This is a genomic window from Roseomonas sp. SRI_022 (assembly GCF_057586215.1).
The window spans coordinates 214,166-236,237 of record NZ_JBYCZL010000002.1 but is presented as its reverse complement, the minus strand read 5'-3'; the positions used below and the strand labels follow the sequence as shown (position 1 = coordinate 236,237).

The following is a 22,072-nucleotide window of genomic DNA, read 5'->3' as shown; positions in this document are numbered from 1 at the left end:
AGATATTCCCCCAAGTTTTATCTCCCAAAGAAAACACGAATTCTTCTTTGATCTGCAAGCAGGCAGGGTTCCGCACGCCAGCCACGCACTGGGAGCCCCGCCGTGACAGACTGCCACACGACGATGCCGGACCACCCCAGGGGTTGGGCGGTGGTGGGCGCCGCCTTCCTCCTGCTGCTCGGCGGCTGGAGCGCGATCTACGCCTACGCCGCCTTCGCGCCGGTTCTGGCACGGGTAGCCGGTATCGGCGAGCCGGCGCTCTGCATTGTCTACGCACTGGCCGGCAGCACCTGCTTTCTTGCGGGTGCGCTGGCGGGGCCGCTCGCGGACCGGATCGGGGCACGCCGGCCAGCGCTCTGCGGTATCGTCATGGTGGCGGCGGGGCTGGTGCTGGCGGCCTTCAGCGACAGCCTGGCAATGATGGCCCTGACCTTCGGCGTCCTTGTCGGGGCTGGGGTGGGCCTTGCCTACATTCCAGCCATGGCGGCGGTGCAGTGCTGCTTCACGGCGCGCCGCGGCCTGGCCTCCGGGATTGCAGCGATGGGCATCGGCGTGGCCACGCTGCTGGTGCCCGTCGTCGCTGCCATGCTCGCGCCTCTTGGCGACTGGCGCACCCAGATGCGCGTCCTGGCCCTGATGGTTCTGGTGCTGGGCCTGATGGGCGCGACGCGGCTGCCGGGCGCCACCGCCGGCGGCGCGGCCAGGGAGGGTGCGTGCCTGGGCGCGGTGTGCCGCAGCCCGGCATTCCTCAAGCTCTATACCGCCGTCCTGCTCGTCTCCATGCCCGTATCCCTGCCCTTCGCTTGGCTCCCCCGCTCGGCCGAGCTTGCTGGCCTGTCCAGGGATCAGGGCCTCGCGCTGCTCGCCGCGGTGGGCGTGGGCTCCGTGCTCGGCCGAGTGGCACTGGGTCATGTCGCGGACCGCTTCGGACGCGGTGCCACGCTGCTGCTCTGCTGCCTCGGCGTCAGCCTTGCCATGCCGCTGTGGGCTTGCTCGGGCGGTGCTCTCCTGGCGCCTTTCGCGTTGGCCTTCGGCGCCTTCCAGGGCGGCTTCGTCGCGCTCTGCCCCTCCGTGACGGTGGATCTGTTCGGCCGCCGTTCGGCAGCAGGGACAAGCGGACTGCTGCTGACCGGACGCGGCATCGCAGTGCTGCTTGCCGCTCCTGCGGTAGCGGCGGCCTCGACCGTGATCGGCGAAACGGTGCCGATCCTGCTCATGGGTCTGTGTGGCATGGTCGGCTGCGTGCTGCTGCGCGGCGTGGTGATGCCGGCACGCGCCTCCGCTAGCCTATTCCAAACGGTTTGATCCCCCCAAAGACATTCCGAATGCCGGGTTGGATCACGCCACTGCATCCTGTCCCGGTCATCCAAGGAGCCACGCCATGACGATGACCCGCCGACTGCTACTCGTCGCAGGCCTGCTGCCCTTCGCTGCGATGGCCCAGGAGGCACCACCGCTGCGGATCGTCTTCCCCTTCGCGCCCGGCGGCGCGGCGGATGCCATCGCGCGACTGCTGGCGGAGGAGCTGCGCCCGCGCCTCGGCCGGCCGGTGATTGTGGAGAACAGAACCGGCGGCGGAGGGCGCATCGGCGCCCAGGCCGTAAAGGCCGCGCTGCCTGACGGGGCCACCCTGCTGTTCGCCGCCGCGACGCAGATGGTACTGCAGCCGCATACCGATCCGGCGATCGGCTACGATCCAGTGGCCGATTTCCGCCCCGTCGCGCAGGTGATGCGCTTCGGCCAGGCGATCGCCGTCGGCCCTGACAATCCCGCGCGGAGCCCGGCGGAACTAATCGCCTGGTTCAAGGCCGATGCGGCAAGGCGCAGCTTCGGCTCGCCCGGCCTCGGCACGGGCGCGCACTTCGCGGGGCTGGAATTCGGCCGCCTCGGCGGCGTGGCGCTGGAGCATGTCGCCTATCGCGGCACGCCAGCGGCCCTCCCTGATTTGCAGACAGGACGAATCGGCATGTTCGTCGCCTCCTTCGGCGAGTTCCGCGACCATGCGCGCGAGGGGCGGGTGCGCATCGTCGCCAGTACCGATGCCGAACGATCGCTTGCCACGCCCGACATCCCGACTTTGCGCGAGAGTGGCTTCGACATCGTCGCGCCCGGCTGGTTCGCTCTCTATGCACCGGCCGGCACGCCGGAGTCGGTAGTGGCAAGACTTGCCGCCGCGGTGGCGGATGCGCTCGCCGTCGCGGCGCTGCGCGCGCGCATCGCGGCGATGGGCTTCACGCCGAGCGGCGCGGGCCCGGCCGATCTCGCCGCGATCCAGCGCACCGAGGCCGCGCAATGGTCCGCGATGGTGCGTGCCAGCGGCTTCCGGCCGGAATAGGCCGATGCAGGAGACGCCCGCGCAGGCACTCCGGCGCCTGATCAACGGCTACCAGGCTAGCCAGGCGATCCATGTCGCGGCGGGGCTGGGTCTCGCCGATCTGCTGCGCGAAGGTGCCATGAGCGCGGCGGCCGCCGCGGCGCGGCTCGGCGCACATGCCGATGCGTTGCACAGGCTGCTGCACGCGCTGGCGGCGCTGGAGGTGTTGCGCGAAGGCCCGGATGGCTGCTTTGCACTGGCTCCGATGGGGGAGGCGCTCTGCGCGGACGCCGTTGGGTCCTGCATGCCTGGGCGACGCTCGCGGGGCGCCCGGCCGGGTGGGCTGCCTGGGGTGCGCTCGAACACAGCATCCGCACGGGAGAATGCGCCTTTCGCCACCTGCACGGCACCGACGCCTGGGCGTGGCGCGCGGCGCATCCGGCGGAAGGTGCCATCTTCGACCGCGCCATGCGCGAGGGATCGCTGCGCATCGCCGCGGCCCTGCCGCGAGCCATCGACGTCACGCGCTTCCGCCACGTCGTCGATGTCGGCGGCGGCGACGGTTCTCTGCTGGTGGCGCTGCTCCGGCAATGCCCCGCGCGGCGGGCCACGCTGTGCGACCAGCCCGACGTGGTGGCCGGATGCGACGGGGCGGAGGTGGCGAACAGGCTGCGCATCCGGGGCGGCGATTTCTTTGCCTGCGTTCCGGAAGAGGGCGACGCCTACATCCTGAAATTCATCCTGCATGATTGGGACGATGAGGCGGCACTCGTACTCCTGCTCCGCTGCCGGGGCGCCATGCGGCCGACATCGCGGCTGCTGGTGATCGAACGCCTGCTGGCTCCGGCCAATGAAGGGGCGGAAGGCAAGCTCTCGGACCTTAATATGCTGGTCAATCTCGGCGGGCGCGAGCGGAGCCCTGCGGCGTTCGAGGCGCTGCTCGCCAAGGCAGGCTTCGACCTGCTCGCCGTGACCCCGCTCGATGCACAGCTGGCGGTGCTCGAGGCGGCACCCGCGCGCCCCACCTCATGCCTCAGCCTGGCAGGGGTTGTTTCGACGGCTTCGGCATCGCCGTCTCACGGATCACCGCATGCGCCTCTGCGATAAAGAGCTGCGCCGTGGGCGTCGGGCTGCGGTGACGCAGCGTCGCGATGACGGTGGGCAGATGCCATGGAAATCGCGCGACTGGCACCTCGCGTATCCAGTGAGGGCATGGCGACAGCGCGAAGGTCAGATGCGGGATGACGGTCACGTACCGCCCCGTCGCCAACAGGCTGTAGCGCACGGTCAGCGAATCGCTCATGAGCAGGCTTGGCGGCAAAGGCAGGCCCGCTGCCTGGAAACCTTTGGCGATCGGCCCATCCGTCGCGACTTCCGCCGGTGCGACGATCCATGCTTCATCCACCAGCTCGGCCAGGCTGACCCGCCGCCGCTTCGCCCAGCGGCTCCCCGCGCCGCACACCACGACCAGCTCCTCGCAGAGCAACGGCTCATGCACCATGTCCGGGTCCGGCTCGGCGGTCAGTGGGCGCGTGACGAAGATGTCCACGCGGCGTTCGCGCAGCAGATCCATGCGCAGATGCACGCCGCCGCGCTCGGTGGAGAAGCGCAGACGTGGATACCGTGCGGAAAGCCGAGCGATGGTGGCGGCGACGATGCCGCCGCCGGTGACCTCGGTGGTGCCGATGCGCAGCAGCCCGGCATTTGGGTCGGCCAGCGCGGCGATGTCCTCGATGCCCTGTCGCAGCTCGTCGAACACGGCGAGGCTGCGGCGCAGCAGCGCGTCGCCGTAGACCGTCGGCACCACCCCGCCCGGCGTGCGGTCCAGCAGCCGCACGCCGAGAAGCGCTTCCAGATCCGTCATCGTCTTGGACACCACGGGGCGCGAGACGGCGAGGCGTTCGGCCGCCTTGGCCATGGTGCCTTCCTCGGCCACCGCCAGGAAGAAAGACATGCAGGTCGCGCGGTGTCAGACGGCGCCCGATGCGGTCGGTCCAATCCATGCCCGGTTAGCCTCCAGCCTAATGCCAGGTCGGGAAATAGAACTTGGGAGTTACGTGCCGCATTGGCCAGTCTTGGATAGAGCCAACTGGAGAGCCCTGATGCCACGCCCCCTTCTCAGCCGCCGCCAAGGGCTGGCGGCGCTCGCCACGCTGGCCTCAGCCGGCCCCGCGATCCCTGCACCCACACTCGACCGGACGGCGCGGATCATCGTTGGCGCCGCGCCGGGCGGCGGCACCGACACCGTCGCGCGTCTGCTCGCCGAGCGGCTGTCCGGTCGCTACGCGTCGCAGGTGATCGTCGAGAACCGCCCCGGCGCCAGCTCCCGCCTCGGCGCCGAGGCGGTGAAGGCCGCCGTGCCGGACGGGACCACCATCCTCATCTGCCCGATGCCGGTGCTTGCGCTGTTCCCGCATGTGCTGCCGCGCACCACGCGCTACGACCCGATCGCCGATTTCACCCCTGCTGCCACCATCGGCGAGCTGGCCTATGGCCTGATCCTCCGCCGCGAGCATCCCGCGACCGACCTGCGCAGCTTCATCGACTGGGCGCGGGCCAAGGGCGACATCACCTTCGCGCCGCCGGTGGCCGGCGCGCCGCAGCACATGCTCGGGCTCGCGCTGATGCGCGCGGCGGGGGTGAACGCCACGGTCATCACCTACCGCGCCAGCACGCTGGCGCTGCCAGACCTCATCGCCGGCCGGCTCGATTGCTACATGAGCCACATGGCCGAGCTCGCGCCGCCCTTGCAGGGAGGCCAGGCCAAGCTGCTCGCCGTCAGCGCGCCGGCGCGGCTGTCGGCCTTCCCCGATGCGGCGACCTTCGCAGAGCAGGGCTTCCCGCAACTCACCGCCAGGGAGGCCTTCGTGGCGATGCTGCCGGCAAATGCGTCTGCGGCGGTCGTCGCGGCATTGAACGCCGCCATCGCCGATGCGGTGGCCGAGCCGGCCGTCCGGCAGCGGCTCGCGCAATTGCAGATGACGCCGCTGGTGCTGTCCCCGGCCGAGACCGGCGCGCGGCTCGCCCGCGAATTCGCCGCCTGGGGGCCGGCCGTGCGCGCCTCCGGCTTCACGCCAGAGGAGTGAGGGCGCGTGTCATCCCGGCCCCCGCCCACCGCGCTGCGTCTGGATATACGCGAGCAGCGCGCGCACCCGCGCCGGGCGCAGCCGGTCGCGCGGATAGACTGCGAACAGCGACGGTCCTTCGAAGCGGCAGCGCGGCAGCACTCGGACCAGGGCGCCGGTGGCGATGTGGTTCAGCACCAGCATCAGCGGCAGCCGCGTCACGCCGAGACCGGCCAGCACCCAGTCCCGCACCTGGATGGCGGAGGAGGTGCGCACGCGGCAGCTCAGCGCGATATGGTGGCGCTTTCCCCCTTCATCCGTCAGCGTCAGCGCCTGGCGTTCGCCACCGAAGCCGGCATAGCCGATCCAGGCGTGCCGACTGAGATGCTCGGCGCGGTCCGGTGGGCCGCCGGCAGCGTCGAGATAGGCGGGCGTCGCGCACAGCACGCCCTCGAAGCTGCCGATGCGGCGCGCCACCAGGCCGAGTTCCGCACCGCGCAGCCAGCCGAATCGGAAGGCGACGTCGATGCCCTCGGCGCGCGGATCAACGATGCGATCGGTCGCCGCGACATCCAGCCGCAATTCGGGATGCGCGCCGAGGAAGGAGGCCAGCAGCGGCACCAGCACCGCATCCGCCATGCCGACTGGGCAGGAGATGCGCAGCAGGCCGGTCAGCATGTCCTCATCGCCGCGCGCGGCGGCAAGCACCGCATCCGCCTCGGCGCGCAGGCGATGGCTGGCCGCGAGCAGCCTCTCGCCGGCGGGCGTCGGGCGCGTGCCGCGATGCGCGCGCACCAGCAGCCGCACGCCCAGCGAAGCCTCGAGCGCCGCGATGCGCGTGCTGACCGAGGATTTCGCCAGGCCGAGCGAGGACGCCGCGGCGCTGATGCCACCAGCCGCAACGACGCGGTCGAACAATGCGAGGTCGCCGAGAAGGGTGTCGTGGATCGCCATCGTTCGATCTGGCCGAACGGTCCATCCCGAATCAAGAACCCATTTGGTCGGGGGCGCTGGCTATCGTCGGCGGCGAACTCCGCGCTGAGGAGACCGAGGCCGATGATCCAGCCCACTTCCATTCCTCGCCGTGGCCTGCCCGCCCTGGCCTTGCTGGGCCTGCCGCGCATCGCCCGCGCCCAGGCCTTCCCGTCCCGCCCCGTGCGTCTGCTCACACCCTTCGCCGCGGGCGTCGGCGCCGAGGCGACGCTCCGCCTGTTCGCTGATAGCCTGTCCCGCCGCCTGGGCCAGCCCGTGCCGGTCGAGAACCGGCCGGGTGGCGATGGCGTGGTCGCCGCGATGGCCTTCCTCGGCCTCAATGACGACCACAAAATCTTCTTCTCCTTCGCCGGCCCCTTCACGGTGAACCCCTTCACCATCCCGAACCTGCCCTACCGGCCGGAGCAGTTCGCGCCGCTGTCCACGGTCGCCATCGACCACATCGCCATCGCGGCCGCGCCATCCCTGCCGGCCACGGACCTCAGGCAGGTGGTCGCGCTGGCGCGTCGCGATGCGCTGAGCTGGGCCTCCTCACCGGGAGGCATCGCGATCGCCTTTGCCGGCTTCGCGGCGGGGCAAGGCCTCACGCTGACCCGCGTGCAGTATCGCGCCGTGCCGGAGATGCTGAACGATCTCTCGGAGGCGCGACTGCAGATCGCAGTCATGCCGCTGGCCACCGCACTGCCGCAGGCGCGTGCCGGGCGGCTGCGGCTGCTGGCCGTGACCAACGCGACGCGATCCCCTGCTGCGCCCGAGGTTGCCACGGCCGCCGATCAGGGCTTCGCGGATTACGTCTTCGAGGGTTTCGTCGGCGTCTTCGCCGATGCCCGCCAGCCGGCATCCGTGCGCCGGGTGCTGGAGGAGGCCGCGCGCGCCGAAGTGGCCGAGCCCGCCTTCGCCGAGCGGGTCCGCGCGTCGGGACAGCTCCCCTTCGCCGGCGGCGCCGACGACCTCACGGCCCGCATCGCCGCGCAGCGCGCGCTGGTCGAGGCCGGCCTGCGCCACCTGCCGCCAGGGGGATGAACGATGCGGGCAGCGTTCACCCTCGCCGCCTTGCTCGCCTTGGGGCTCGGGCCTTCGTCGCGGGCACAGGTCGCGGTCGAGATCGTGGCCCTGCCGGCGCCGGCGGGTCTCGCGCGACTGCTGCGCCCGCCGGACGTGGCGCAGCCGCCGCTCGTCATCCTGCTGACGGAGGCCGCGGGCGATGACGGTCGCGACGAAGCCTATGCGGACTTCCTGCTGGCCCGTGGCATCGCGACGCTGACGCTCGGCTTGGGGGAAGGCGACGAGGTGCATGGTGCCGGGCTCGATGCGGCAACGCGGCCCGGTGCGTCCGCCGCCGCGCGGCAGTGGGCGCGCCAAATGGGATTTGCAGCGGCGGAGATCGGCGTGGTGGGCTTCGGCCTGGGCGGGCGCCGGGCATTGGCCGAGGCGGATGGCGAGCCGGTAGCGGCGCTTTATCCGCGCTGCCGGGACCTCGCGCTGCCGTCGGACGGCCCCGTGCTGATCCTGCAGGGCGCGCTGGATGCGGCGGGCTGCGAGACGGTGGCCGGCCGGCCAGGCATCCTGCTGCGGCTGCTGCCGGATGCCGGCCATGGCTGGGACGTGCCGGCGGGGTCGCGGCCCGGCGCGCCGGCCCTGCTGCCGGACCCCGCTCGGCAGGGCCGTATCGCCGCGCTCCACGATCCCGAGGCAACCGGCATGGCGGCGGCGATCCTCGCCGACTGGCTGGCCCGTCAGTTCCGCGCGCCATGACACGCCCCGCGGCGGATTGGATGGCGTTGGAACGGGCGGGGCGCCGCGCCGCGTGGCGCAGGCTGGTCACGGCAGCCAGGCGCGGCATGCAGCGCATCTTGACTGGCCGGTCGGACCTCGTCTGATGATGCGCCTGCCGCAGCCCGAATGCGAAATGGGGTGGCAGGCCGTCGCGGGCGCGTTTCTGGTGCTGATGACGGGGTTCGGCGCGATCTACTCCTACGCCGCCTTCGCCGAGGAGATCGCGGGCAGCTTCGGTGCCGATCGCAGCACGGTCGCGGTGGTCTTCGCGCTGAGCGGTGGCGCCTGCTTCCTGACAAGCGCGGTGGCCGGACCGCTCGGCGACCGCCTCGGCCCGCGGGCGATGGCGACCGCAGGGATGCTGCTGGTCGCGATGGGCCTGCTCCTGGCGTCCATGGCGCGCGGCCTGCCCGGCCTTTGCCTCGGCTACGGGCTGCTGACCGGCATCGGCGTGGGCTTCGCCTATGTGCCGGCGATAGCGGCGGTTCAGCGCGCCTTCCTGGCGCGGCGCGGCCTCGCCTCGGGCATCGCGGTCAGCGGCATCGGGATCGGCACGGCGCTGGTGCCACCGGCGGCGGAGATGCTTGCGGCCTTCGGGGATTGGCGCGTGGCGTTCCTGCTCTCCGGCATCGCCGTGGCGATGGTGGGGTCGGCCGGTGCGATGCTCCTGCCGGCACGTGCGGCGGCGCCGCTTTGCGGCGATGACAGATCGCCGCTGCCGGTGCGGGAGATGCTCCTAGCCTGGTTCGGCACGCTGCTGGTGTCGCTGCCCGCCATGCTGCCGCATGCCGCGCTGGTGGGTTCGGCGCGCGACCTTGGCATTGCGCGCGCGGAGGCGCTCGGCCTGCTGGGGCTGATCGGCATCGGCACCATCCTCGGGCGCTTCATGCTGGCCGCCGTTGCGGATCCGCTTGGACGCTTGCCTGTCTTCCTCGCCTGCTGCGCGAGCATGGCGGCGAGCATGGCGCTGTGGGCCGCGGCCGACGGCCTGTGGGCGCTGCGCGTCTTCGCGATGGCCTTCGGCGCGGCGCAGGGCGGCTTCGTCGCGCTGCTGCCGGTGTTCATCGCCGACCGGTTCGGCACCGCGCGGCTCGGCCATGTGATGGGGGTTCTGTTCACCAGCCGCGGGATAGCATTGCTCCTGGCGCCGCCGGTTCTGATGATGGCGATGGGTGCGCGCGGGCTGGCCGTTCCGGTTCTGGCCTTCGGCGGCCTCGGGCTGCTCGGAACGGCGGTGCTGGCGCTCGGCGGCGGGCGGATAGGCCAGCGGGATCGCCCGGCGACCAGGCGACGGGCGGCTATCCGCGCTGCAGTGACCTTCCCCCCTGAACGGGATCCATCGGTGATGAGAGAGTTGGCCTCCTTGGAAGGAGGCAGGGATGCCGAAGAAGGGTCATACGGCGGAGCAGATCATTGGCCTGCTGCGGCAGGCTGAAGTGGAGCTGGCGCAGGGGCGGAGGATTGGGGAGATCTGCCGCGGCCTTGGGGTCTCGGAGGCGAGCTTTTATCGCTGGCGGGCGGAGTATGGCGGCTTGAAGGTCGACCAGGCGCGATGGCTGATGGACCTCGAGCGTGAGAATCCGCGGCTGAAGCGGGCAGTGGCGGGCTGACGCTGGACAAGCAGATCCTGAAGGAAGCCGCGGAGGGAAACTTCTAGGCCCCGAGCGCCTTCGGGCAGCCGGCCCCACCATCCACACCAGCATCAGCATCGACGCCCGCGGTGCGGATGCCGGCGTCGAGGCCCGGCGGCGGCTGCTCGCCGGGCAGATCGCCCGTCAGGCCTCGGCGATGACGCTGGATGCCATCCGCCGCGGCGGCGCGGCCTACGACACGGTGCGCGGGTAGCAGCCAATCTGTTCAATTGGACCATCGGCGTGGTGACCGCGGCGTTGAGTCCTACACCGCCACCGTGGCACGATCTGCGCGGCATTCGATGCGGATCGGAGCTCGTCAGGCCATGCACGACCAGGCTGATCAACCCGCCTCACCGCCCACGGACAACCCACACACGTGGCAGGCCCGCTATTGGAACAGCGCGGCTACGGCGCCCTGGGTGAGCCTTCAGACGCGGCTGGACGAACTCTTCGCATCGCTCACGCGCGTCGCTGTCGATCGGGCGGCGCCCGGTCCGGGCGAGCAGGTGCTCGATGTGGGATGCGGGTGCGGCGACACGGCCCTCGCACTCGCCCACCGCGTCGGCGCGTCTGGTTGCGTTGAAGGCGTGGACATCTCGGCACAGATGCTGGCCAGAGCGAGAGAGCGCGTTGCCGCAGGAGATTTTCCACAGGTGGCTCTCACGCTGGCGGACGCCTCAAGCCATGCTTTCGAGCCTGCCGTCTTCGACCTGATCTTCTCCCGGGTCGGCGTCATGTTCTTTGGCGATCCGGTCGCCGCTTTCGCGAACCTGCGTCGTGCGCTGCGTCCTTCGGGGCGGCTCGTCTTCGTCTGTTGCCGCACGGCCGCAGAGAATGGCTACATCACGGCCGCCGTGCGCGCGGCCTTGCCGCTACTGCCGGCCGGAGCGGTGCCGGTGCCAGGGCCGGATCAGCCGGGCATGTTTTCATTTGCCGACCCAGCGCGGGTCCGGCGCATCCTTGAGGGCGCCGGTTTTTCAGAGGTGGAACTGACGGCGCATGACGAGCCCATGCGCTTGGCCGGCCCGGGCGGCGCCACTGATGCCGCCGCTTTTTCCATCCAGTTCGGGCCGTTGACGCGCGTTCTGGACGAGGTCGCGCCTGCACTGCGAAGCGAGATCCTCGCCGCTATCACGGAGACCTATCGTCAGCTCGAGGGCCCTGAGGGGGTGGTGCTTCCAGGCGCCTTCTGGATCGTCACCGCGCGTCCATGACCAATCGCGCCATCGCTGCTGAGTGCAAGGGCCCCGGACTCACTCGCTGATCGGCAGGCCGGCTTCGCGCCCCTGGCCGGGGCGCGGCTCATCGCCATTCCGCGAGAGAAGGTGCTGTGACCGAACATACCTGGCCGATAACGCTGCGACCGTCGCGGCTGAGCTTCTACCTCCAGCACAACACGCTGCGCTTCGTCTCGCCGGTCACCGGTACTCAACCTTTCATTCGATTCAGGAGTGCCATGGGCGTTGGTCGGATCGTCGAGCCCCGAACGACGCCGACCGGGACCCGCTCTTGCGCCACTTTCTCGCACGCTTTCAGAGCTGGTAGTCCAAGTTCCGATGGGGACACGATTCGGCGCCTACGCGCAGACTCGCGGCTGATTGCTGGGAGTCGAAGCGGGTGAAGGATGCCGGCGCGTTCGGTCCCAGAATGGAATTACAGTGGCCGCGCGAGGAGGCGATCCATGCTGATTACCGATGTCCGGGCGCATCACGTCCGGATCCCCTATGATGCAGGTGTGGCGAGCTTTAAGCAGGGCGCCTCGGCCATCGCGGCCCTGGACATGGTCTTGGTGGAGATTTCCACCGATGCCGGACTGACCGGCTGGGGCGATGCCTGGGGCTATGTCTGCCCGCGCAGCACCGCCACCGCAGTCGCCGAGATGATCGCGCCTCAGGCGCGCGGGCTCGAAGTTCCTGACGCGGCCGGCATCCCCGCCGTCATGGAGCGTATCCAGCGCAACCTGCACCTCTTCGGCCGCTACGGCATCACGATGTTCGCAATCTCCGGACTGGACGTTGCGCTCTGGGACCTCGCCGCCCGCGCGCGGGGCGAGCCGCTGCACCGACTATTGGGCACGCGTCGCCGGGCACGTATACCGGCCTATGCGAGCCTCCTCCGGATCGGTGAGCCTGGCTTGGTGGCGCAGGAGTGCCGCGCTGCGCTGGCGCGCGGCTACCGCGCCATCAAGTTGCACGAGACGACTGTGCCGGCCGTGGCGGCCGCGCGGCAGGCGATCGGCCCCGATGTACCTCTGATGGTCGACATGAACTGCCCCATGGAACCGTCCGAGGCCATCTCCTTTGCAGAGGCCTGCCGGAGTTCGGCGCCAGTCTTTCTCGAAGAGCCGGTCTGGCCGCCAGAGGATTTTGCGGGGCTCGCGCGGGTTCGGCGGGAGGGGAATCTCGCCGTCGCGGCGGGCGAGAATGCCTGCACTGTCCATCAGTTTCGCCAGATGCTGGAGGCAGGTGCAGTGAGCCATGCGCAGCCTTCCGTCATCAAGGTCGGCGGCGTCACGGAGTACCTGAAGGTCGTCGCGCTGGCCGACGCGACGGGCATCCGCCTCGCGCCGCATTCGCCCTATTTCGGGCCGGGCTTCCTTGCCACGCTGCAGCTGATGTCGCTGCGCGACGACGACACCTTCGTCGAGGTCTTCTACATGGACCGCGCCGCCTGCCTCTGGGGTGACCGGATCGAGGCGGACGCCAACGGGACCATCGCGGTTCCCGATGGTCCGGGGCTGGGCTACGAACCCGATCGCGATGTCATGGAACGCTATCGCGTCTCGTGACCGGGCGGGAACGAGCCGCTCGGCGATGGTCCGTGCTCAGTCTGGAGCGCGCTACAGGAAGAAGTCGGTCGCGGCAAAGGCCACGAGGCCCATGACCTTGATCTGGAAATTCGCGCCGTTGACGCCGTCCGTGTCGCCCTCGACGAAGGTGTTGCCGCCGGATTGGAAGGCGCGGAGCTGGCCGGCCACGCCAGTGAACGATCCGGCGATGAAGGTGAACGCCGCATCACCAGCCGCGGCGCCATTCGCATCGATCACCGAGAGATCGATGCGATCGCCTTCCGCCTGGCTGAAGCCGAAGATTGCGTCCCGGCCTGACACCGAGGTCGTGGAATCGCCGATCGCCAGATACCGGAAGCGGTCCGCGCCGAGGCCGCCGTTCAGGATGTCTGCCCCGGCGTCGCCGGTCAGCGTGTCGTTCCCGGCCTCACCAAGCATCCGGTCGTTGCCCGAGCCGCCTCGCAGGCTGTCATTGCCGATGCCGCCGAGCATGCGGTTCTCGGCGCTGTTGCCGTTCATCACGTCGGCGCCATTGCCGCCACGCAGCCATTCGAAGCCGCTGAACTGGTCGCCCTCGGCATCGCCGCCGGCAGCGTGCCCGGTTTCGAGGTTTACCGTGACCGCGGCCGCGCCCCCCGCGTAGTCGAGCACATCGATGCCCGCGCCGCCGATGAGCAGGTCGGCGCCCGCACCGCCATTCACCCAGTCCTGGCCGTCACCGCCGTCGATCGTGTCTGAATCGCCTTGGCCGCTGAGGATATCGTCTCCGCCATGGCCCTCGATGACGTCATTGCCGCCGCCGCCGGCCAGCACATTGGCATCCCGGCCGCCGAGGATGGTGTCGCTCCCGAGAAGGGCGCTGACGGCGCCGGTGACGATCCCCTCGCGGCTGTCGAAGAGGTTGTTGCCCTGGCCGAGGGAGACGCGCCCGAAGATGGTGCCGGTGTTGATGATCGTGTCGGCCTGGAACGACCCGGAATAGGCGTAGGGAAGGCCGGCGATGGTGCCGGAATTGGTCAGCCTCGTCTCGGCCCCGATGGCGCTGGCGACACTGATTGTGGCACCCGGGCCGGGGGCCGTGGTGGAGATCAGCCCGGTGTTGACGATCTCGACGCCGGAATTGCTGATTTGGATGGGGATCCCCCCGCTGATCGTCCCGGTGTTCAGGATGTACGCGAAGGGGCTGTCGATCAGCAGCACCCCGTAGGCGTCGCCGAAGATGCCCCCATGGTTCTCGACAGCCACGCCGCTGAGCCGTTCCCCCCAGAACCCATCGCCGCCGCTGACCTCGCCGAAGTTGCGGAAGCGCTCGGGGTCGAACATCTTGATGGCCGCGACGTCGCTCAGGCTGGCCACGAAGGCGTCGGGCCCGATGTCGAGCGTGTGGCCACCGCCGCTGACGGAATCGCCCCACAGGTTGATCGCGGTTCCGAAGGCGGACACCACGTCTCCCTGGCTGGAAATCCTCACCGCGCAGTCGCTCGCATAGGTCACACCGCTGAAGACGTTTTCGACCACCGCGTAGTTCGCCTCATAATAAGAGATGTTCGCGACCTCACCGGTGCTGAGCGCGATGGTCGGCTGGGGATGGAAGTAGGAAGCCATGACCGTTCCTTCCCTTCGAGCGGGTGCAGTGGCGCGCCGATGCTGTCGCGCGGCGTGCGACGCATGCGACGAGATCAGCCTCGGCTGCGACCACTGGAAGCGTCGTCGGGTGGGAGGCGGCGTGTCCCGCCACATGACCATCCGGATCTAGTGCCGACACTCCCGCGACGGGTCCGTCAGGCATCCGTGGGAAGCCTAGGCGCCTGTCAAGTCGTTCTGCAATGGCAATCACGGAGGCGGGAGCCAGCGGGGTTTCTGTGCCTGCCTAGTTTCAAACGACGCGCGCGAGCGTCGGCCGTGGCGAGGCGAGATGGAACGCCGCGGCAGGGGATATTCGCATGCCAACTGACTTGCCACTGTTCGGCGCTGCGATGGCGTCCGATCGGCCCGAGACGCGAGCGCTGATTTCCGAACCCGCTCCGACCTTGCCGGCGATGCAGGAAGGTGAGGCGATCGGTCGCGACTACACCTCCATGAGCCTGACGCTGCGCCGGCGTCCGCTGGCGCTGCTCCGGCCGATCCTGAGCCGTCTGCGCTGCGATGACACACGGACGCTGGCGCGGACGCCCCAGGGGAGGCGTCTCCGCATCCCCGGCCTGGTGCTGATGCGGCAGCAGCCGATGACGGCGAAGGGCGTGATCTTCGTGACGATCGAGGATGAGCACGGCCAGGCCAATGTCGTGGTCTACACGCACATCGCCGAACGGGACCGCGCGCCTCTGCCGACGTCGGGGTTGATATTCGTTGATGGACGCGTGGAGCGCGAGGACCAGCATTCGGAAGTGTCACTCATCCACCTCATTGCCTCGCGGCTCATCGACCGGTCGGATCTGCTGCAGCAGTTGGCCGCGATCAGTGGAGACGGGATGCCTGGGACGGAACCGGTTCGACCGCCGCGGATGCCGGCGACGCGGGACTTCCGATGAGAAAGCAACAAGATGATCGCGACCTTCGCTTGGCTTCGCGCTGCTGCGGACCGAATAATCGCGTGCGCGCAGAGCACCGCGCCACCCCCCGAGTCCTCCGAAGTGGTAATTGATAGGCAACTCGGCCTCTGCTCGGCACCTGCATCTTCGGGCGAAGAATCACGCCCACCGAACACCAAAGAAATGCGTGGTACCTGGAGCGAAGCCTATCAGGCCGCGTTTGTGGGCTCCCATGGCTCGGTATTCCCCGACGGGGATGCAAGGCACGTCCTCGAAGGCCTGCAACTGCATTTGCTCGCAGATCGCCGCCCGTGCCTGCTCGTTCGGGGCAGCAAACCAGTCCTGCCGTTGGGATTCCAGCTTGGAACTGTCCGGCCAGCCGAACCACGCCCTTTCCCCATTGGCGCGCAGGCCGAGATGGCCGCCTGGATCGATACTGCTCGTTAGGCTGGTCATGAAGATATTCCAGCCGCCCTGGGCAATCGGTGCGCGGCTGGCGCGACGGGCCGCGATCGAGTTCCAGTCACTCACCTGGACATCCACATTCATGCCCGCCTGACGGAGCATGTCGCCGGCAACTTCGCTCAGGGCCTTCACGTGGGCCCAGTCCTCCGGCTGCATGAGAACGACCTTTTCCCCTGCATATCCGCCTGCGGCCAGGTCGTGCTTCACCTTGTTCATGTCGCGCGGCCCGTTGAGCAGTTCCATTCCAGCCTGGCTCGCCATCGGTGAGTTTGAGCTGAAGAATCCGACGCCGGACTTCCAGAAGGTCGGGTCGGTCCCGAACGCAGCGGTCATGAAGTCAGCCTGCTTCACGGCGCCCAGTACGGCGCGCCGGATCGCTGGGTTGTTGAAGGGGGGCTGCACGTGGTTCATCCGCAGGATCGCGGTCGTCGTGTCTATCCTGGTGGCGACGACCAGGTCTGGCCGGCGGCTGATGACCGGCGCCATGTCGCTGGGTAGCTCCTCGACCCAATCCACCTCACCGCTCCGAAGAGCCGCGGCGCGCGTGGCGGGGTCTGGCATCACAGTCCATTCAAGACGATTGTCCGTCGTCGGATGATTTGAGACGGTGGAGGGTGCTTAGGATTGGAGTGTCGGGCTCACCTGGGTTGAAGGTTATGCGGCCTGCCGCTGGTGCAGCAAGCGGCGACGTTGGATGGTCTGACGCTTGATACGTTGTCGCTCGCGCAGGATCGTGGGTCCGCGGCCGAAGTAGACATCGGCCGGGGTGAGGTTCTGCAGGCTCTCGTGGGCGCGGCGGTGATTGTAGTGCTCGACGAAAGCGGGGACCTGTGCCTCGAGCTCGCCGGGCAGATAGTAGTTCTCGAGCAGGACGCGGTTTTTCAGGGTCTGGTGCCAGCGCTCGATCTTGCCCTGGGTCTGGGGATGGCAAGGCGCGCCGCGGGTGTGCGGCATGCCATTGCTGGCGAGCCAATCGGCGAGCTCGCCGGCGATGTAGCTCGGCCCATTGTCCGAGAGCAGGCGCGGTCGATGCTGCACGCGGGCCGTGCCGCAGCCGGAGGCCTCGAGCGCGAGTTCGAGGGTGTCGGTGACATCACGTGCTGCCATCGTGGCGCAGAGCTTCCAGGCGATGACGTAACGGGAGAAGTCGTCGAGCACGGTGGAGAGATAGAACCAGCCCCAGCCGATGACCTTGAGATAGGTGAAGTCGGTCTGCCAGAGCTGGTTCGGCGCGGTGGTCCTGGTGTGGAACTCGCCGGCCGCCTTGACCACGATGAACGCGGGACTGGTGATGAGATCATGCGCCTTGAGCAGGCGGTAGACCGAGGCTTCCGAGACGAAGTAGCGCTCGGCGTCGGTGAACCGCACGGCGAGTTCGCGCGGCGACAGTGCGGGCTCGGCCAGCGCCAGCTCGACGACGCGGTCGCGGACCTCGTCGGGGATGCGGTTCCAGACGCGATCGGGCCGCGAGGGCCTGTCGGCCAACGCCTCCGGCCCGCCGGCCTGGTAACGCTCGCACCAGCGATAGAACGTCGCCGGCGGGATGCCGAGATGTGCCAGCGTGCGGCGCACCGGCAGATGTGATTGCCCGACCAGGTGGATGATCTCGAGCTTCTCGGCCGCCGAGTACCTCATGCGAGGTCGTCCCCAGCCCCGGTCATGCTTTTTTTCAGCAGCCGCAGCTCAAGCGTCTGCTCGGCGACGACCTCCTTCAGCGCGCGAGTTTCCTGCCGCAGCGCCTTCACCTCGTCGGTCGTGGCAGCGCGGGCGGTATCGCCCGCCAAGCGCCGCTTGCCGGCTTCGAGGAACTCCTTCGACCAGGAATAGTACAGGCTCTCGGCGATCGCTTCGCGCCGGCACAGCGCGGCGATGCTGTCCTCGCCGCGCAGTCCTTCCAGCACAATCCGGATCTTCTCCTCGGCCGAGTGGTGCTTGCGGGTGCGGCGCCGAATGTCGCGGACCACCCGCTCGGCCGGCGCCTTCGCAGCGGCAGTCTCTCGCGCTGCCGGGGCGGAGGATTTCTGGCTCATCTTCACTCCATCGATGGTTACGATGAGCCAGAAATCCTCCGCTCCTCAACATCCCCGATCTGTCTCATTGGCGCCGACGCCGAACACCTTTCAGCTCAAGAAGGTCAGCCAGCCATCCCGCCGACTCTATCTCCCTGATGCTCTTGATCGCGCCTTCAAGAACATCAATTCGACGCAGTCGTGCGGCCAGATCGGCGATAATATGCAGGCGTGTGCTGCACAGGTTGGGATCGAGGGAACCGGGGTCGATTGCCAACGCAATTTCTAGTGCCGCTGCGGGATCATCCACCGCCCGAAGCTCTGCCAGTACGAGACGGCTCTCCGAGTTGGCCTCCAGTTCGATCCAGGCAATGGCCTCTTTGCGCCTTCCCAATTCCACAAGCGTCAATGCCATTAAACGACGCAGTGCCGGCTCCTCGGTGACGACGTTCTCGAACCGCCGAAGAAGCTCTTCGAGCTCCTGGTGCCTGCCGCAGAGCCTCAGAAGAATGCTTGCATTGTTGAGATGCGCACGAAGGTCGTGCGCGTCGCTGAAGCCAATGCGAAATAGGCGCTCCACCAGCGCCTTCATATCATCGGCTGCGGTGTTAAGGTCTTGGGACGAAATCCGCTCCATGACCACGCCGGCATCGACTTTGTCGATCACAAGCGAAAGCACAGCGGCCGCATTTAGCGGGCGGAACTCCGGCACCGCCGGATGGCGCGCCGCCAGGTCCATGCAGATCTTCTGCCAACCGGGCGTTCGCCGCCGCCAGTGGAAGTCTGCCAGTCCGAAGTCGGCGTCGGGCTTTCCGACGAGATCGGCTGGTACCAACGTTTCTGGAGGCCCCACCCAGGTCGATCGCGCTGCCGCGTGGAGCAAATACTCTACGGCGTGATCGGCGCGTGGTGTGCCGTTCAACGCGGCGCGCGCCAAAGCCATCGCCTCTTCGTGCCGGCCTTCCAGCATGCGGACCAAGGCTAGGTTCGAGATTGCCTTCGGGTCGGTCGGGCGGACGGCATGGGCAGCTGTGAAGCGAGGGATCGCGTCTTGCTCGCGCCCGAGACGCAGTGCGATCGCGCCCAAGTTGGTCAAGATCCGAAACCGGGCCCAAGGCTTTTCGTCGGGCCGTAACCCATCGAGAAGCGTGACGAGCCGCTTTTCCACGATGAGAGGTTGGTCTTCGCCCAGCCACATCTCTCTCAGCAAATCGATCTGAGCGTGCAGCGCCGGATCCTCGGCTGCTTGATCAGCCGTGGCTTCCGTCGGAGGTCGGACATCGATCGACTGGCGGAGACTAGACGCGAGAGGAGGCGTGAGTCGTGCAGCAAGGCCCTCGACGAGAAGGTCCACCAGAGAACCCACATTTACGCCGACGGCCGGCGCGAGATCGCCCTCGGATCTCTCGGGGCGATAGCTCTGGAGCATGACTTCGGCTATCGCCCGAGGCACACTTACCCTGGACGCCGTGTCGAGGAGTTCCCTCAGCTGGCCGCTTCGCAGCACACGCTTGGTTCGCTCGGGCGCTACGCTTGCCTCAAGCACCCGCACAAACACGTTGTCCGCGAACCGTCTGCCCTCCGCGATGGGCACATCGAGTTGATTGAAGGCGTAGCTCGCCACACGCTCACGGAGGCTATGCGCAAGAGCGTCTATTGGGCGCTCGCCGTATCGCCATTCGATCCTCTGGATTAAGTCCGTGCGGAGCTGCTCATCACTCCTGGAGCGGATAAATTCTCTTGTCTTCTCGTCAAAATCAAGAACTTCGAGCACCTTCCGCAATGGTGCAATATCGTGACCTTCACCAACTTTCTTCCAATACTCCAGAGCAGGTGTAGTCCCGGTCCTGTGATCGCGCTTCTTCTCTTGGACGGCGATCGCGGTAGTGAGAAACACAAGCCGCACGGCACGGCTCGGATTCGACTCGACCAGTTGGACGAAGGAGGAGACAGCCTCGCGCGCAGTCTCCGACGCGAGGCTGATGCTCCCTGGGGTATCCTTGACCTGCACCCCGCTCAATGAACCATGGGCAACTCGCGCGAAGTCCTCGGCAACTTCCAAATAGAGTTCTTCTTCTCCCCCGAGTTCCAGCCAGGTGAGGGCAGCCGCATAGACTTGATATGCGTATCCCCGAAGGGACGCGACAGCTTCGCGCGCCTTGTCACCGACCACGCGGTCGCTTGTGCTTGAAGCCTGAAGGGCCTCTTGCGTCTGTGACACCGCATCCCGACTCGCCATCGAGTTGTTAGCTGCGCTCAAAGTGTGACACTCGAGCGGTTCGCGACTCGCCCATTTCTCGACTCCATTGCTATTGGCTTGCCATGGCCATCGCTGGAAGACGAGCGAATTGGTGACGAATTGTTCGCGCGAATGAGCCTTTTGGAGAAGGCCGACTGGGTGACCTGGGACCGCTTGTGATCAGCCTGGGTCGTATCCGGCGAAGGAACTGCTGTGGCGAGTATGCCAGCGCAGAAGACCTCGATTGTGAAGCGGACGGCGGACCAAGGGCCAGCGACGGTGGACCCGGTGGCTTTTCGGACTCTGGCCTTCAACTTGGCTAAGCGTTCATGCGTCCGGCGCTCCGCTGCCGGAAGGTGATTTCGATCCCTCATTGTGGCTGCATACCCTGAAGGCCTGGGCGTACACTCTGGCCAAGCCAGCGCCCCAGGCGATCGGCCCGTGGGCGCTACCCGCAATCCGCACAGGTCATCAGCCCGCGCTTCTCGCGCGCGGGCTCGATGGCATAGCCGCAGCGCATGCAGTTCGTCCCATCGTCGGAGGCGTCGAAGGGGTCAGCAACGTGCCTGGTCAGCGTGCTGGCAGTCAGTTTGCGAGGCCGCCCTCGAGCGCGGCGTGCCGCCACGACCGGCCCCTGGTCGGGGGCTGACGGTGTGGTCTTCGCCTCCGGGGTGGCTGCCTCCCACGCTGGCATGAGGTGTGCGGTCGGCCTTTCCACCTCAATGGTCTCAGGCTCAACGAGTGCAGGTGCGGCGACTGTCTGCTTTGCCGGGAAGCCTCCCTCCCAGGAGGCGGCTCGGACATACGGATCGACGCGCCGCGGCCTGTCCTTGATCGCCCCACCCGACCGCACATGCACCACCTCGACGGTCCTGCTGCCGGGCGCACCGGCACGTCGCGGGATGGTCAGCAACTCGCGACGGTTGGAAGCCTCGGGCTTGTCGTCTTTGAAGCGGGCGAAGACGCGGTCTTTGTCGTCCATGGACGTCCGGCATAGCGAGGTGAGGCGGCACTTCGGCGCCGCAGAGAAGCTTGGGGGCGGATCAACGATTCGCAGCAATGAAAGATTGCTGGGCGAATCGCACTACTGAATTTCGGCGGCACCGGCCAAAAAACAAGCCCGGAATTCAACGGCTTAAGCTTGAGGGTAAAATCGGCCCACCCTCAAGGTTCGGAGACTCTCCGCTCTCAGCTGCGCGAATTCGGCACTGGTTGCGCCTTCGAACCATCAAGGTCGGCGCGCAAACCCCGGCCAAACCTGCGCCTCAGCGAGGTGCCCTGACCAAGAGAGACAGGTTGTGAGAGAGAAGACTGGAGCAGCGGTGGGAACCGGAATCCAACCTTCTCTGGACGGGTCGCTCGCTGACGGGCGATTCTGGAGGCGAAGCGTGCACCGCGGAATGGTCTGCGAGTGACGTTGCCGGGAAAGGGAATCGGCCAGGGAGTGCGTCGGAGTTCAAACCGCGCATGTCGGCTGTCTCGCACCGGAGTGGGCCGGACGATCCGCCTAGAGCCGCCTTACGATTAGCCGGTGATTGGCTGCAGCGCTTGCCAGCCTTGCGCTGGAGGCGGCGGGTCCTCGGGAAACCGCAGCCTGGCCAGCAGGAACGCCGCTGCCCGTTCGATTTCGCTGCGTGATGCAGCCGCTGCTGCCTGCGGGTCGTGCGCTTCGGCGGCCGCGAGCAGCCCTTCGTGGTCGTCGCCATCGGTGCGCGCCGGCAGGATCGGCCTGGCCAGGGCAATGACGGCGCTGCGCCGCATCCACAGCGTCTCGATCATCGCCAGCAGCAGCGGCTGTCCGGCCGCGGCGAAGAAGCGCTGGTGCAGCAGGCGGTCGCCGCGGCGGTAGGTGTCCTCGTCGCCGGCGGCGCGTGCGGCGCGGGCCTCGGCTGCGAGGGCGCGCAGGGCGGCGATCTCATCGGGCCGTAGGCGCGGCACGGCGGCGGCGGCGGCCTCGGGTTCCAGCAGGGTGCGGATGCGCGTGATCTCGCGATAGGCGTCGCGGGTGATGAGGGGGACGATCGCCGCCCCGCTGGGGGCGATGTCGAGGCAGCGTTCCGCCGCGAGCCGGAGCAGGGCCGCGCGGGCCGGCATGGGGCTGACGCCGAGTGCGGCGGCGATGCGGCGGATCGAGAGTTTCTCGCCTGGCGGGAAGCCACCCTGGATCAGCGCGTCGCGCAGCGCGGCGTATGTGCGTTGTTCTAGGGATTCATCGCGGGGCGCGGGGTCGGGGGGGAAGGGGGCTAATTCCGTGATTG

General features: G+C 68.2%; 17 protein-coding genes and 3 pseudogenes. 12 read left to right on the top strand and 8 right to left on the bottom strand.

Annotated features, from left to right (window positions below):
* The first annotated feature begins 102 nt into the window (after positions 1-102).
* From AC2YHJ_RS02870 to AC2YHJ_RS02855, 4 genes and pseudogenes are all read left to right on the top strand, one after another.
* The gene (locus AC2YHJ_RS02870; protein WP_487393833.1) at positions 103-1,305 is read left to right on the top strand and encodes an MFS transporter; all 1,203 of its coding nucleotides are present in this window, start codon (positions 103-105) and stop codon (positions 1,303-1,305) included.
* Positions 1,306-1,381: 76 nt separating this feature from the next.
* Entirely contained in the window at positions 1,382-2,335 is a 954-nt protein-coding gene (locus AC2YHJ_RS02865; protein WP_487393832.1) for a tripartite tricarboxylate transporter substrate-binding protein, read from the top strand.
* Between the two features lie 4 nt (positions 2,336-2,339).
* Positions 2,340-2,585: pseudogene (locus AC2YHJ_RS02860) on the top strand (methyltransferase family protein); the annotation flags it as partial.
* Positions 2,561-3,421, top strand: a complete 861-nt coding sequence (locus tag AC2YHJ_RS02855; protein ID WP_487393907.1) for a methyltransferase — start codon at positions 2,561-2,563, stop codon at positions 3,419-3,421. The pseudogene AC2YHJ_RS02860 and the gene AC2YHJ_RS02855, both read left to right, overlap by 25 nt.
* Here the strand turns inward: AC2YHJ_RS02855 and AC2YHJ_RS02850 are convergent.
* Positions 3,348-4,268 carry a LysR family transcriptional regulator gene (locus tag AC2YHJ_RS02850; RefSeq protein ID WP_487393831.1) on the bottom strand — a complete coding sequence of 307 codons (921 nt, stop codon included), beginning with the start codon at positions 4,266-4,268 and terminating at the stop codon, positions 3,348-3,350. The two genes, AC2YHJ_RS02855 and AC2YHJ_RS02850, sit on opposite strands and share 74 nt — an antisense overlap.
* Positions 4,269-4,416: 148 nt before the next feature.
* Between AC2YHJ_RS02850 and AC2YHJ_RS02845 the strand changes: the two genes are divergently transcribed.
* Positions 4,417-5,400 carry a Bug family tripartite tricarboxylate transporter substrate binding protein gene (locus AC2YHJ_RS02845; RefSeq protein ID WP_487393830.1) on the top strand — a complete coding sequence of 328 codons (984 nt, stop codon included), beginning with the start codon at positions 4,417-4,419 and terminating at the stop codon, positions 5,398-5,400.
* A gap of 9 nt (positions 5,401-5,409) precedes the next feature.
* Here AC2YHJ_RS02845 and AC2YHJ_RS02840 read toward each other — a convergent pair whose 3' ends face one another.
* A complete protein-coding gene (locus tag AC2YHJ_RS02840; RefSeq protein ID WP_487393829.1) occupies positions 5,410-6,333 on the bottom strand; it encodes a LysR substrate-binding domain-containing protein in 924 nt (307 codons plus the stop codon).
* 102 nt (positions 6,334-6,435) lie between these two features.
* Between AC2YHJ_RS02840 and AC2YHJ_RS02835 the strand changes: the two genes are divergently transcribed.
* The 6 genes and pseudogenes from AC2YHJ_RS02835 (at position 6,436) to AC2YHJ_RS02810 (ending at position 12,570) form a co-directional block, all read left to right on the top strand.
* Complete coding sequence (locus AC2YHJ_RS02835; protein ID WP_487393828.1) at positions 6,436-7,395, top strand: Bug family tripartite tricarboxylate transporter substrate binding protein; 960 nt, start codon at positions 6,436-6,438, stop codon at positions 7,393-7,395.
* A 3-nt stretch (positions 7,396-7,398) separates the two neighbouring features.
* On the top strand, positions 7,399-8,127 hold the full coding sequence (locus AC2YHJ_RS02830) for a dienelactone hydrolase family protein (protein ID WP_487393827.1): 729 nt from the start codon (positions 7,399-7,401) through the stop codon (positions 8,125-8,127).
* Between the two features lie 124 nt (positions 8,128-8,251).
* Positions 8,252-9,583 (top strand): MFS transporter, encoded by a 1,332-nt coding sequence (locus AC2YHJ_RS02825; protein ID WP_487393826.1) that lies wholly within the window; start codon positions 8,252-8,254, stop codon positions 9,581-9,583.
* Positions 9,528-9,822: pseudogene (locus tag AC2YHJ_RS02820) on the top strand (transposase); the annotation flags it as partial. The gene AC2YHJ_RS02825 and the pseudogene AC2YHJ_RS02820, both read left to right, overlap by 56 nt.
* A 379-nt stretch (positions 9,823-10,201) precedes the next feature.
* Positions 10,202-10,996 (top strand): class I SAM-dependent methyltransferase, encoded by a 795-nt coding sequence (locus AC2YHJ_RS02815; RefSeq protein WP_487393825.1) that lies wholly within the window; start codon positions 10,202-10,204, stop codon positions 10,994-10,996.
* 467 nt (positions 10,997-11,463) lie between these two features.
* The gene (locus tag AC2YHJ_RS02810; protein ID WP_487393824.1) at positions 11,464-12,570 is read left to right on the top strand and encodes a mandelate racemase/muconate lactonizing enzyme family protein; all 1,107 of its coding nucleotides are present in this window, start codon (positions 11,464-11,466) and stop codon (positions 12,568-12,570) included.
* Between the two features lie 51 nt (positions 12,571-12,621).
* Here the strand turns inward: AC2YHJ_RS02810 and AC2YHJ_RS02805 are convergent, their stop codons facing one another.
* Complete coding sequence (locus AC2YHJ_RS02805) at positions 12,622-14,175, bottom strand: calcium-binding protein (RefSeq protein ID WP_487393823.1); 1,554 nt, start codon at positions 14,173-14,175, stop codon at positions 12,622-12,624.
* Positions 14,176-14,513: 338 nt separating this feature from the next.
* Here AC2YHJ_RS02805 and AC2YHJ_RS02800 point away from each other — a divergent pair, with 338 nt between their 5' ends.
* A complete protein-coding gene (locus AC2YHJ_RS02800; protein ID WP_487393822.1) occupies positions 14,514-15,101 on the top strand; it encodes a hypothetical protein in 588 nt (195 codons plus the stop codon).
* Between the two features lie 159 nt (positions 15,102-15,260).
* On the opposite strand, the pseudogene AC2YHJ_RS02795 reads toward AC2YHJ_RS02800, so the two are convergent.
* The 5 genes and pseudogenes from AC2YHJ_RS02795 to AC2YHJ_RS02775 all read right to left on the bottom strand — a co-directional run.
* Positions 15,261-16,136: pseudogene (locus tag AC2YHJ_RS02795) on the bottom strand (ABC transporter substrate-binding protein); the annotation flags it as partial.
* Positions 16,137-16,220: 84 nt separating this feature from the next.
* A protein-coding gene (locus AC2YHJ_RS02790; RefSeq protein WP_487393821.1) for an IS3 family transposase occupies positions 16,221-17,596 on the bottom strand; the annotation gives its coding sequence in 2 pieces (ribosomal slippage) (positions 16,221-17,236 and positions 17,236-17,596; 1,377 coding nt in all).
* A 64-nt stretch (positions 17,597-17,660) separates the two neighbouring features.
* Positions 17,661-19,748 carry a hypothetical protein gene (locus AC2YHJ_RS02785; protein ID WP_487393819.1) on the bottom strand — a complete coding sequence of 696 codons (2,088 nt, stop codon included), beginning with the start codon at positions 19,746-19,748 and terminating at the stop codon, positions 17,661-17,663.
* Positions 19,749-20,262: 514 nt separating this feature from the next.
* Positions 20,263-20,796: a hypothetical protein gene (locus AC2YHJ_RS02780; RefSeq protein ID WP_487393818.1), complete on the bottom strand. Its 534-nt coding sequence runs from the start codon at positions 20,794-20,796 to the stop codon at positions 20,263-20,265.
* A gap of 542 nt (positions 20,797-21,338) precedes the next feature.
* The gene (locus tag AC2YHJ_RS02775) at positions 21,339-22,070 is read right to left on the bottom strand and encodes a GntR family transcriptional regulator (RefSeq protein WP_487393906.1); all 732 of its coding nucleotides are present in this window, start codon (positions 22,068-22,070) and stop codon (positions 21,339-21,341) included.
* Between the last annotated feature and the right edge of the window lie 2 nt (positions 22,071-22,072).

Bases quoted from the DNA above. Each gene is read 5' to 3' on its own strand.
- AC2YHJ_RS02865 (WP_487393832.1), top strand. From the start codon at position 1,382: ATGACGATGACCCGCCGACTGCTACTCGTCGCAGGCCTGCTGCCCTTC.
- AC2YHJ_RS02850 (WP_487393831.1), bottom strand. From the start codon at position 4,268: ATGTCTTTCTTCCTGGCGGTGGCCGAGGAAGGCACCATGGCCAAGGCG.
- AC2YHJ_RS02845 (WP_487393830.1), top strand. From the start codon at position 4,417: ATGCCACGCCCCCTTCTCAGCCGCCGCCAAGGGCTGGCGGCGCTCGCC.
- AC2YHJ_RS02840 (WP_487393829.1), bottom strand. From the start codon at position 6,333: ATGGCGATCCACGACACCCTTCTCGGCGACCTCGCATTGTTCGACCGC.
- AC2YHJ_RS02835 (WP_487393828.1), top strand. From the start codon at position 6,436: ATGATCCAGCCCACTTCCATTCCTCGCCGTGGCCTGCCCGCCCTGGCC.
- AC2YHJ_RS02830 (WP_487393827.1), top strand. From the start codon at position 7,399: ATGCGGGCAGCGTTCACCCTCGCCGCCTTGCTCGCCTTGGGGCTCGGG.
- AC2YHJ_RS02825 (WP_487393826.1), top strand. From the start codon at position 8,252: ATGATGCGCCTGCCGCAGCCCGAATGCGAAATGGGGTGGCAGGCCGTC.
- AC2YHJ_RS02810 (WP_487393824.1), top strand. From the start codon at position 11,464: ATGCTGATTACCGATGTCCGGGCGCATCACGTCCGGATCCCCTATGAT.
- AC2YHJ_RS02805 (WP_487393823.1), bottom strand. From the start codon at position 14,175: ATGGCTTCCTACTTCCATCCCCAGCCGACCATCGCGCTCAGCACCGGT.
- AC2YHJ_RS02800 (WP_487393822.1), top strand. From the start codon at position 14,514: ATGCCAACTGACTTGCCACTGTTCGGCGCTGCGATGGCGTCCGATCGG.
- AC2YHJ_RS02780 (WP_487393818.1), bottom strand. From the start codon at position 20,796: ATGGACGACAAAGACCGCGTCTTCGCCCGCTTCAAAGACGACAAGCCC.